General features: G+C 36.8%; 15 protein-coding genes. 4 read left to right on the top strand and 11 right to left on the bottom strand.

Translation table 11 applies throughout. The annotated features are described in order from the left end of the window. Positions 1–67 precede the first annotated feature (67 nt). A complete protein-coding gene (locus tag OK414_RS06325) occupies positions 68–865 on the top strand; it encodes an HAD family hydrolase (protein WP_264363532.1) in 798 nt (265 codons plus the stop codon). A gap of 57 nt (positions 866–922) precedes the next feature. Here the strand turns inward: OK414_RS06325 and OK414_RS06320 are convergent, their stop codons facing one another. The 5 genes from OK414_RS06320 to OK414_RS06300 form a co-directional block, all read right to left on the bottom strand. Next, positions 923–1129, bottom strand: a complete 207-nt coding sequence (locus tag OK414_RS06320) for a hypothetical protein (RefSeq protein WP_013055999.1) — start codon at positions 1127–1129, stop codon at positions 923–925. Positions 1130–1177: 48 nt separating this feature from the next. Further along, a complete protein-coding gene (locus tag OK414_RS06315) occupies positions 1178–1441 on the bottom strand; it encodes a hypothetical protein (RefSeq protein ID WP_216874147.1) in 264 nt (87 codons plus the stop codon). 204 nt (positions 1442–1645) lie between these two features. Further along, entirely contained in the window at positions 1646–2020 is a 375-nt protein-coding gene (locus tag OK414_RS06310; RefSeq protein ID WP_016763404.1) for a hypothetical protein, read from the bottom strand. 173 nt (positions 2021–2193) lie between these two features. After that, positions 2194–3492 carry an NCS2 family permease gene (locus OK414_RS06305; protein WP_013055996.1) on the bottom strand — a complete coding sequence of 433 codons (1299 nt, stop codon included), beginning with the start codon at positions 3490–3492 and terminating at the stop codon, positions 2194–2196. 230 nt (positions 3493–3722) lie between these two features. Beyond that, the gene (locus OK414_RS06300) at positions 3723–4010 is read right to left on the bottom strand and encodes a hypothetical protein (protein ID WP_013055995.1); all 288 of its coding nucleotides are present in this window, start codon (positions 4008–4010) and stop codon (positions 3723–3725) included. Positions 4011–4692: 682 nt separating this feature from the next. On the opposite strand from OK414_RS06300, the gene OK414_RS06295 reads away from it, so the two are divergent. Continuing rightward, a complete protein-coding gene (locus OK414_RS06295) occupies positions 4693–5052 on the top strand; it encodes a YueI family protein (RefSeq protein WP_016763402.1) in 360 nt (119 codons plus the stop codon). A 26-nt stretch (positions 5053–5078) separates the two neighbouring features. Here the strand turns inward: OK414_RS06295 and OK414_RS06290 are convergent, their stop codons facing one another. The 4 genes from OK414_RS06290 to OK414_RS06275 all read right to left on the bottom strand — a co-directional run bounded on the left by OK414_RS06290 (position 5079) and on the right by OK414_RS06275 (position 7636). After that, positions 5079–5792: a cell wall hydrolase gene (locus OK414_RS06290; protein ID WP_034653514.1), complete on the bottom strand. Its 714-nt coding sequence runs from the start codon at positions 5790–5792 to the stop codon at positions 5079–5081. A gap of 312 nt (positions 5793–6104) precedes the next feature. Continuing rightward, positions 6105–6431 (bottom strand): hypothetical protein, encoded by a 327-nt coding sequence (locus OK414_RS06285; protein ID WP_013082248.1) that lies wholly within the window; start codon positions 6429–6431, stop codon positions 6105–6107. Positions 6432–6578: 147 nt separating this feature from the next. Continuing rightward, entirely contained in the window at positions 6579–6773 is a 195-nt protein-coding gene (locus tag OK414_RS06280) for a hypothetical protein (protein WP_013055990.1), read from the bottom strand. A gap of 17 nt (positions 6774–6790) precedes the next feature. Then, positions 6791–7636 carry a patatin family protein gene (locus tag OK414_RS06275; RefSeq protein WP_013055989.1) on the bottom strand — a complete coding sequence of 282 codons (846 nt, stop codon included), beginning with the start codon at positions 7634–7636 and terminating at the stop codon, positions 6791–6793. A 307-nt stretch (positions 7637–7943) separates the two neighbouring features. On the opposite strand from OK414_RS06275, the gene OK414_RS06270 reads away from it, so the two are divergent. Both OK414_RS06270 and OK414_RS06265 read left to right on the top strand, forming a co-directional pair. Beyond that, on the top strand, positions 7944–8129 hold the full coding sequence (locus tag OK414_RS06270; RefSeq protein WP_013082245.1) for a YkvS family protein: 186 nt from the start codon (positions 7944–7946) through the stop codon (positions 8127–8129). 315 nt (positions 8130–8444) lie between these two features. Beyond that, positions 8445–8678 (top strand): hypothetical protein, encoded by a 234-nt coding sequence (locus OK414_RS06265; protein WP_016763399.1) that lies wholly within the window; start codon positions 8445–8447, stop codon positions 8676–8678. A gap of 32 nt (positions 8679–8710) precedes the next feature. Here the strand turns inward: OK414_RS06265 and OK414_RS06260 are convergent, their stop codons facing one another. Further along, entirely contained in the window at positions 8711–9412 is a 702-nt protein-coding gene (locus OK414_RS06260) for an NAD(P)H-binding protein (protein ID WP_034653518.1), read from the bottom strand. Between the two features lie 68 nt (positions 9413–9480). Then, complete coding sequence (queF, locus tag OK414_RS06255) at positions 9481–9978, bottom strand: preQ(1) synthase (protein ID WP_013082243.1); 498 nt, start codon at positions 9976–9978, stop codon at positions 9481–9483. Positions 9979–10071: the final 93 nt, after the last annotated feature.

Here is a 10071-nt window from a genome sequence, read left to right as displayed (position 1 = left end):
AAGAAATGTAATAAATTTGTAACGCTCTTATCACGGAAAATTTTTCAAGGAAAGGAATTTTAAAGCAATTATTAAATTATTTGTAAGCGACTTAGATGGCACTCTTTTACATGAAGAAAAATACGTAGAACAGCATAATGCAGACGCACTTAGTGAACTTCAGCGCCAAGGAGTAGAGGTTTGTCTTGCTTCTGGACGAATGGATACGGAAATTTTAAAGATTTCTACTGATATTAATAATACATTTCATCGCATTAGCCAAAACGGAGGATTTGTGTGGACCAAAGAAAATCAAGAACTTCATGGAAAAGTGTTTAAAGATGATTTAGCGGTTCAACTTTATAAAAAAACGATAGATCCTAACCGTATTACGCTTGTCTGTTCAAACGACACGAATTATGTAGAGCAGCGAAATGAAATTATTGAAGCGATTGAAACCCACATGTTTTTCCCTATCGAAGAACAAATTGAAATGACGGATTCATTTGGTCACGCTCTTTCTCCATCCAAAATCACGGTTCTTGGAGATCATGATGAAATGGTAGCTCTGCAAAAAGAAGTGAACGAAGAGTTTGGTGATTATATTGATACATATATTTCCGCCAAGCAGTGTTTGGATATTATGCCTAAACATATCAGCAAAGGAAATGCCATTGAAATTTTATTAAATCATCTTCAGCTAAAACCAGAGGAAATTGCATGTGTGGGGGATTCATTTAATGATATTCCTATGTTTCAATTAACGCCGAACAGTTTCGCTATGGCTACAGCTCCTGAAGCTGTGCAGCGCCACGCCTCTGCTGTTGTGTCATCTGTTAGTGAAGCAGCGGGTATTGTTTTAGAAAAAAATAAGCAAACCATCTAAAAAAAGCGGTCAACGTTTAAATTGACCGCTTTTATCTATTTAATAAGAAAACGGTAGTTATTTTTTCCGTAAAGAACGAAAAAATTCACCTAAGCTTTTTTGCTTTCCATCTGCATGCTCTCCGTGATTAACCAAGCTGCTGATTCTTTCTCGTCGAACAACAACCATAATAAGAGTGGCAAAAAAGATAATGGAAACGGCAATGACAACCAGTGCAAGAACGGATGCTACAATAGCTTCAGAAGTCGTTAGTGACGATAGCATCTGCCTCGTACACCTCCATTTCGTTTGTGGCGAAAAGGAGCCTAGCAATTAGAAATGCAAATAATCTTTTTTCTCAGCTTGATGCATGTTATTATACACCATTTTCATTTTAGAAACTGTAGCTTTTAAAGACGTAGACGAATCCACATCTTCGGCTAACATAATGTTTACTAAGTCAACCACAGAACGAGACAACAACTCTACATTATTTTGCAACTCTAATTCGTCATAAGTCGTACGGTCTTGAAGACGAAGTCGAATAATTTCATTTGCTAGCTCCCTAACACGCACTAATTGTTGATGTTCTCCCATAGTATCTCCGCCGCAAGAAACTTATAATCAGCCCTTTTATTGGCTTTTATAAGAGCTAGAACTCCCTGCAGCTTACCCCTCCTTATAAAGATGCCTAGCACACCTTTATGTAAATCACACTTTCACCTTGTTTACATGTATATTCGCTATAGCTGGTTCTTTTTCCTTTTGAAATTAGCAGTCATCGTCAACGACCTTCTTCGTTTATCGTTCAGATTTCAAATTTTTAAGGATGTGACATACGAAAATTAAAACGCCAATAGCCGTAAGTGTTGCTCCTGCTGCCACTACGGGTGTAAAAGCTTGGTTTTCTAGTACGATCATGAAAAATAAACCAATCATCATGACCGGTAATCCTATATTATGCAACCATACGTGCAGTTTGGCTAATTTACTTTCGCTAAACGCAGGAAACAAATAATAAATAAGTCCCGCTAACGTAAGCGACGTCCATCCTAATAAATTGATGTGCACGTGAACAGGTGTCAAAGCGTAGCTGTGAACAATTGACATATAATACCCCAATATGATGCCAAGTCCAAAATAAACGGCTGATATTTTAATTAATTTAATTCCCATCATTTTCTCCCCCTTATATCCCCCTCCGACTTCTGTACTACTTTACGCAGGAAACGTCATTTTAGAAGCGAAAGTTAGCCAAAGGACACGAAATACGGAGTATGATATCTAAAAAGAGGATTCTTTACCGCAAATACAAAAAACAGCTGAGCAAAAGTACTCAGCTGTCTATTTTAAGCAATATAATGCAGCACAAAATTCAAGAAAAACAACAGCGCGCTTACATACATAAACATCGATACTTCACGCATTTTACCAAGGAATAATTTAAGCAGTGGATACGCAATGAACCCAAATGCAATTCCATCAGCAATGCTGTACGTAAGAGGAATAAGCGCAATAATTAAAAATGCAGGGAAACCTTCTGTTAAGTCCTGTAAATTGATGTTTTTGATATTTTGAATCATCAATGCTCCAATAACAATAAGAATAGGTGCAATAGCACTATCTGGAACGAGCTTAATAAATGGAATAAACAGAAGTGAACTTAAAAATAAAACTCCTGTAATCAGCGATGTTAAACCCGTTCGCCCTCCAGCTGCAATACCAGATGCTCCTTCTACAGAAGACACCGTTGGACTTGTTCCAAACACGCCGCTTAGCAAAGCTGAGGCGGCTGTTGCTTGAAAGGCCCGGGGAAATTTGCTATCTTGATTCATCATACCTAGCTGACCATGCAGCAAACCGATATTTTCAAAAATCAATACCATTGTTAATGAAAAGACAGCTGCCCAAAACGCAACGTCTCCAATAGCTCCAAAAGACAATGTACCAAAGCTGCTAAAGAAGTCGTTCACGCTCCCAGCGGACTGTCCTTTTTCTGCACCGCTCCTTACACCAAGTAAGAAGGCAAGGACTGATCCAGCAATCATGCTTAACAAAAAGTTACCTTTCACATTTCGGATAAACAGTACGATTGTGATAATTAACGTCAACAGCGTACTGATCACAAACGGATCTGACAAGTCTCCAAGTGCTACAAAAGTGTTTTCGCTTGGAACTACAAGCTTCCCTTTTTGCAAACCGATAAATGTTAAAAATAAGCCAACACCGACTGTTATCGCTTCTTTTAGCGAATGCGGAATCGAAGAGACAATTTTGGCAGACAGTCGTGAGAAAGCTAATGCTATAAAAAGAAAGCCGGATATTACTACTGCTAATAACCCTTCTTGCCAAGATAACCCCATTGATTGAACCATCGTATACGTAAACAATGCATTAATCCCCATACCTGGCACCAGAATAAGAGGCGCGTTTGCCCAAAAAGCCATAATAACACAGCCTACAAAAGCCGAAGCTACTGTTGCGAATATTCCTGCTTCAAGCGGAATACCAGCATCAGACAAAATGGTTGAATTAACAGCAATAATATACACGATGGAAAGAAATGAAATGACCCCAGCTAAGCTTTCTTTTCCAACAGTTGTTTGGTGGTCGTTTAAACGAAACAACTTTTCAAATAATGCGTTCAATCTAATTTCCTTCTTTTCATCTATCCCTCGCCCACCCAGTGACCAAAAATGCCACCGAAGTTATTATAGCAAAATCAACAATTGTTGCAAGGAAAACTTGTCTTCTTTAGCTTAAGCGTTCATTCCTTATTTAAAACTGTTATCATTTTCTAAACGTAACGTCTTGCATTCATTCTATATATATCTTGGACTGAACATAATAAAAGAGCGCTTTATCAGCGCTCATTGTTTTAATAATAATAAGGATAATATGGTGGGTACGGCGGATAATATGGTGCTGGATAACCGTAATAACCTGGACCTCCTAATGCACTTCCAAGAACTAATCCTCCAAGAAATGGAGCTCCAAAACCCCAACCCCAAGGGCGACCAAAGCCAAAGCCGAACCCCGGACGGCCGAAGCCAAAACCAGGACGACCGAAACCAAAACCTGGGCGACCGAAACCGAATCCTGGACGACCAAAGCCTCCAAAACCACCGAATGGTCTTCTTATGTCATTAATATCAAATTCTTGCATGATACATGCCTCCTCAAATTATATTTCATTCTCTTTATTACATATGTTATTCACCTACTTCTTGCATAGGCGATCGCCTCTTTTTTTGTGATTTCTTAAAAAATATTCCTTTTCTACCACCTCGTTAGGATTAAACAAGCGTAGAGACATATATTTTTTAAGGCTTTGAAACATACTACATGTAACTTATGTAAAATAAGAGAGATGCAACGAGGAATGGACCTTTACAATTTTCAGCATCTGCTGTCTGCTGCAATGAGGAATAAACATAATATGAACGCATAAAAAGAACGCTCAACAAAAATGTTGACCGTTCTTCTTATGAAAATACATAACGATTTTTTATTAATTTATCTGACCCTTTGCTTGACCGTATATGCCCTAAAGCTATATAATCCCCTTTTTATACAATGCGCTTTGAACATAAAATCATAGGAGCGTCTCCCCAAACGCTGCTATGTATGTATATCTGTAATCGCTTACAAACCTTTAATAAAAAACCGATATGATTTCCTATCTATTTACATTAAACAATATTTCAGGCTAAATTTCAACACATTTTTTGTTTTTCTTTGTACTCAGCAAAAAAACAGGTGATATAGCACAGTGATTTTCCTTTTTTCCTGTCCCTTTTACTTATAGCCATAATCGTTTATAGTTTATAACGAAAGGAAGTGACGCAATGTCTGATCAACTAGAAGAATACTTAGAACGAGGAATGTACGGAGCAAAGGAAACAAAAAGAGACGAAAGAAGATATTTCTTAACTGCTCTACGTGAGAATATTGAACTTGCGCTAAAAAAAGGGCAAGTCATGAAAAAGGATGCAGCAAAAATAAAGCCTCTTTTAAAAAAATTGAAAGACGGTCATTTGTTTTTAAATGGCTCCTTGTCTTACTCATACCTCTCCCCCTATATTCAAGCGGCTAACCAACATAAAGTGCCTTTTACCATCGTTCAGAACTTAGAAGCTGATACCGATATTGGTCTGGTTTTAACAGGTTCTGAAGGCAGTTTGGAACGAGATATTTTTTTAGACTAAAAAAAAAGAGCCAGAACGGCTCTTTTTTATTTGGCAAATACATGATGATCAATTGTTTTAATTACAGCACGTGAACGAATCCAGTTATCGGTAGCTGTTTTTGGATTATAAAAGTAAATGGAATCGTCTAAACGATCTTTTCTAGTCAATGCTTGCTCTACTGCTTTTTTCGAATCTTCTGAAGCAGGTTTGTTAATTGATCCGTTTTGGACCGGTGAAAAAGCGTATGCTTTTCCGACAACTTGTTTAATAACTCCTGTTACCGTATCTGGAAACTTCGGAGAATCTACACGGTTTAACACCACTGTTGCTACCCCTACTTTTCCTTCATAAGATTCGCCTTTTGCTTCAGCTTCTACTAAGCGAGCTAATAAATCTTTTTCACTTGCAGAGATTGAAACTGCAGGTGTTGCCTGCTCTGCGGGTTTGGCTTCTGGTTTTGGTTCTGGCTTAGCCGTATTAGCCGGTGCTGCCGTTGAAGGTTCCGTTGTTTCAGCAGCCAGCACTTTTGTCTTACTCGGAATCGCTAATGTTTCACCAATATAAATCATATCTCCTTGACGATTGTTTAATTTTTTAATATCGTCAATTGTTACACTATATCTTTTACCTAACTTCCAAAGACTATCGCCTTTGACTACTTTATAATTAGTTGCAGCCGTAGCTGTTGCATTAAAACCTATAAATGAAAGAGTAGCTAAACAAGCTACTACCATTGATTTCATATAACTATGTTTCATAGGTAATACCTCCTGAAATTTCGTATGGTATTACTCTATCATAGCTATATAGGGGTTTCACCGAACGATTCAATTACATTTCTTTAAGTTTGATGAACAAAATTACGTTCGGAACACAATTATGACATTGTACCTTGTTTTTTGTCATAATCACGGTAATTTTTCTAAAATGCAGGTATATTTTCCCGATTTATTTCAGTTTAATCAGAAATTTCTTCATTCGTTTTTCCCTTATAATTCTTATGATAAACATTTAAATTCATCTACTTTTACACAAAAAAGCTGAATGTTGTAATCAACATTCAGCTCTTTTTAATCTTCGATCTCAATTTCTACAACATCATAGAAATCAATCACTAACTTAGCACCCGTATCATCCATAAACGTAAAGACGTCTTGATCATCTGATAAATGTATTACGTATCCGGTCAACTGCTGTTCACTGTTGTCGTAAACAGTAGTAATTAGAATTTTTTTATGATCTACATATGCTTCTTCTAATAACGAATGGAGGTCATAGTCCCCGTCATCTTCGGGCCGGTTCGTTAACAGCATCCCATAAGTCGTCATTCCATTTTTATCTTTCCATATATGATCTGCAAAATAAAAAGGTGCTGTACTTTTTCGAAACTCATCCATAATATCCCTCCTATAACTAAACACGTTTATTCGTTCTTACCGTACGTTACTAAATAAACGCACAAGCACTTGTAACAGTATATTCTCTACTGTACAGGCTCATACATTCATTATATAAGGCATAATCAAATAATGCCATCATTTCGTTTAGCTCCTAGGAATTTCTAGATACGTATAGGTGAAATCTCCACCGCGTCCAGCTATTCCACGAAAATGTTTGAAATCAGGGCGATTTACTAAAAAAGGGCGAAAAGCAAGAAAGTCTTCTTTTTTAACTTTAATTTCGGTTACTTTTCCTTCACTTAACTCATTCAACATGTTTATTGCTGTTTGTTCATCCATTCAGTTTCACCTCGCTTTTAACTGTTCAGCCAATTTTGCAGAGATGCAAATTGAGCTTCTGCTTCTTTATATCCTTGGTTGTAAAGAGCGTCGAGACGCTCACGATTCTTCTCAATTCTCCCTACTACAAGAGGGGTTTGCGGACGAATCACAAAGATATTCCCCTGTCTTTCCTGTTCTTCAATATATGACAATGTTTCATTATACAATTTATAGCGGTTCTCAAGCGCACGAGTCAGCCCATCATAATGACGATATTTGCGCTTCAATAACCAAAGCATATTTGATTTCTTTTTTCGATATCCTTCGTTTCGCGTTAGCACAACAATATTTTTTCTATATCCATCCTGCACTGCTTTTTTGATTGGAATCGGATCACTAATTCCTCCGTCTAACAGCTCTTTTCCTTTATATGTAACGACAGGTGCTAAAAATGGAAGGGAACTAGAAGCGCGAACCGCTGTCAAAATGTCCCGGTCATATTCATCAAAATAAACGGGTTCTCCCGTCACACAGTCCGTTGCTCCTACTACAAGCTTCTCTGTACGCTCAGCAAATGCCTCAAAGTCAAATGGAAGAAGCTGATTAGGAATTTCATCAAAAACGAAATCCATTCCAAATATCTCTTTTGTTTTAAAATAATTTTTCCACGACAAGTAGCGAGGATCCTCTAAAAAATCTAAATTAGCTTTGCGACTTCTTCCTATTTGTCTAGATAAATAAGAAGTGGCATGACAAGCGCCGGCTGAAACGCCAATTACATACGGAAGGTACAGATTTCTTTCCATAAAGTAATCTAAAACTCCAGTTGTATAAAGGCCTCTCATACCGCCTCCTTCGAGCACGAGTCCAGTATCTTTCAATTTCTACACCTTCTAATTCTTATAATTTATGACAAGATTATACCTCGTTTATTATAACGAAAGATGAACAAAGATGGAACTGTCCTGCTTCTCTCTTTCGTTAAAGCTATCAATTCCTTTTATTTCTCAGCACATTTTACTTGTTTTTTCAATTTTATTTTATATTTTTTCAAAAAACCCTTTACTAATTCCCAGTTTTAAGGCAAAATTGTAAAAAAGAAAACGCTAACTAGTTTTACTATTTTTAAAATTAAAATTATTGAAAAAATTTATAATGAACTAATTTAAAACAAAGGAGCGATGAATCATGAAAATAGCAGAGGTAGGAAACTTGATAGAATTTAAAAATGGCTTACAGGGCATTGTCGAAAAAGTAAATGAAAACTCCGTGATTGTAGATTTGACTTACATGACAAACTACCGCGATTTAGACTTAGAACAGCGAACTGTTGTCAACCATAAAAACTACATCATCATTAATCCAGCTATGTAAAGGAAAAAAGCAGCCGGACAGCAAAAGCGGTTGCTTTTTTATTGATTTTGAAAGAATTGATTCTTTTGTTCTTCTGTAATAATCCCCAGCTTATACATGAGGTAAATATACTGTTGCACCTTAACATCCTTCGAACTTTTTTTCACTGTATTCCCTCTTTTCTAAAATGTTTCTTTATACAATAATATATGGTTGAGATAAAAAAAGTTTCCTTAAAGAAACAAAAACAGGCCCCATTTTTCTTGAAAGGGGCTTATTTTCGTGTGACAATAACAACAAGCTACTACTAACTTCTTACCGAAAGGAATTACTAGCATGTTTGATACTGTATTGTTTATCGTTGCTCTTATTGTCATTCTTTTTTTCATCGTGCAGTTCGTTTTTAAACGCAAACAAACTTCAAATAAAAAAACATCCGTTGAACCCATGAATTATGCCGAAGAAGATTCTAACTCCTACACAAGCTGGAGTGAAACTGCTTCTAACCACGATCATGATGGCGATGGAGATAGCGGTGGAGATGGAGATGCGGATGGTGACGGAAGATAGAAAAAAGCCCCTTCTTATGAAGAGGCTTTTCTTTATTTTGATAATACTCGCTTGCCGTTGGTAAACGAATAATAGCATTCACCTGTATAAATGTCTTGGCTTTCATGTACATGAACCCCACATTTATCTTCAAGAGCAGCTTTCATCATCGATTTGGCTACGTTATACGCTTTAATTGGACGATACTTTCTCCACTTTCCTACAAGGCAAAATGAACACGACTTTAACGTGTATCCCCCAATCTTTTCAAATAGGCGAAACTCTTGGCGCTTGCCTAATAATAACGATGGGCGGAAAAAGTGAGTAGAACGGATATACAAGCTTGCGATATCTTCTTCTACTTGCCCCTTTACTTTACTGTAAAAGAATGGCGAACGAAGATCAGCACCAATTGCTGTGATCGTTAAAAAGTTTTTGCAGCGATATTTTTCTGCACATTTAGCCGCTTTTAAAGGAAATTCGTAGTCCACTCTAATGAATTTCGCTTTTGTTTTTGCTTTTTTCTTTGTCGTGCCTAAACAGCAATATACATCATCAACTGCAAAGCATTCTTCATGCTTATCAAGCTCTGAAAAATCAATTTCAAGCTGACGTAGCTTTGTGTGTTCGATTGGTAGCTTTTTTCGAACAAACACTGTCACATGGTTATATAAGCTGTTGCTTAATAACATTTTTAAAAGTTCTTGACCAACAAGTCCGCTTGCACCTAATACTAATGCTGATCTCTGTGACATTCTTTCACCTTCTCACCTGTTGTTTTTGCAATGGAAAACAGGTTGCATACACAACCTGTTTGTTCGAATTAACGATTATCAATTGTTTCTGGGTATAAATCATGATTCATCAGGCGATAATTAGCCATTTCTTCATACTTTGTACCGGGACGGCCATAGTTTGTATATGGATCAATTGAAATCCCGCCGCGTGGTGTGAATTTTCCCCATACTTCAATATATCTTGGATTCATCAGTTTAATTAAGTCATTCATAATAATGTTCATACAGTCTTCATGGAAATCTCCATGGTTACGGAAGCTGAACAAATAAAGCTTTAACGACTTGCTTTCTACCATTTTCTCATCTGGAATGTAACTAATATAAATGGTTGCGAAATCCGGCTGACCTGTTTTTGGACATAAGCTCGTAAATTCCGGACAGTTGAATTTCACAAAATAATCACGATTTGGGTGTTTGTTATCAAATGCTTCTAGAATCTCTGGTGCATATTCAAACAAATAGTTTGTTCCTTGATTTCCAAGGAGTGATACACCTTCTAATTCTTCATCTTTTCGACCGCTCATTTGTATTTCCTCTCTTTCTACGATTGTCATTCTAACAGCGTTTTTTTATTTTGTATATATCTGTTTTTATTTTTCTTTGTAAATTTTTTGCTA

Source organism: Priestia sp. JV24 (assembly GCF_025910025.1).
GTDB classification, from domain to species: Bacteria; Bacillota; Bacilli; order Bacillales; family Bacillaceae_H; genus Priestia; species Priestia megaterium.
The sequence above is the reverse complement of the archived record's forward strand: the minus strand, read 5'-3'. Positions and strand labels throughout refer to the sequence as shown.

Excerpts from the sequence above, each read along its gene's own strand:
- OK414_RS06270 (WP_013082245.1), top strand. The coding sequence starts at position 7,944 with ATGAAAATAGCAGAGGTAGGAAACTTGATAGAATTTAAAAATGGCTTA.
- OK414_RS06260 (WP_034653518.1), bottom strand. The coding sequence starts at position 9,412 with ATGTCACAGAGATCAGCATTAGTATTAGGTGCAAGCGGACTTGTTGGT.
- OK414_RS06295 (WP_016763402.1), top strand. The coding sequence starts at position 4,693 with ATGTCTGATCAACTAGAAGAATACTTAGAACGAGGAATGTACGGAGCA.
- OK414_RS06310 (WP_016763404.1), bottom strand. The coding sequence starts at position 2,020 with ATGGGAATTAAATTAATTAAAATATCAGCCGTTTATTTTGGACTTGGC.
- OK414_RS06280 (WP_013055990.1), bottom strand. The coding sequence starts at position 6,773 with ATGGATGAACAAACAGCAATAAACATGTTGAATGAGTTAAGTGAAGGA.
- OK414_RS06315 (WP_216874147.1), bottom strand. The coding sequence starts at position 1,441 with ATGGGAGAACATCAACAATTAGTGCGTGTTAGGGAGCTAGCAAATGAA.
- OK414_RS06290 (WP_034653514.1), bottom strand. The coding sequence starts at position 5,792 with ATGAAACATAGTTATATGAAATCAATGGTAGTAGCTTGTTTAGCTACT.
- OK414_RS06300 (WP_013055995.1), bottom strand. The coding sequence starts at position 4,010 with ATGCAAGAATTTGATATTAATGACATAAGAAGACCATTCGGTGGTTTT.
- OK414_RS06320 (WP_013055999.1), bottom strand. The coding sequence starts at position 1,129 with ATGCTATCGTCACTAACGACTTCTGAAGCTATTGTAGCATCCGTTCTT.
- OK414_RS06265 (WP_016763399.1), top strand. The coding sequence starts at position 8,445 with ATGTTTGATACTGTATTGTTTATCGTTGCTCTTATTGTCATTCTTTTT.
- queF (WP_013082243.1), bottom strand. The coding sequence starts at position 9,978 with ATGAGCGGTCGAAAAGATGAAGAATTAGAAGGTGTATCACTCCTTGGA.
- OK414_RS06285 (WP_013082248.1), bottom strand. The coding sequence starts at position 6,431 with ATGGATGAGTTTCGAAAAAGTACAGCACCTTTTTATTTTGCAGATCAT.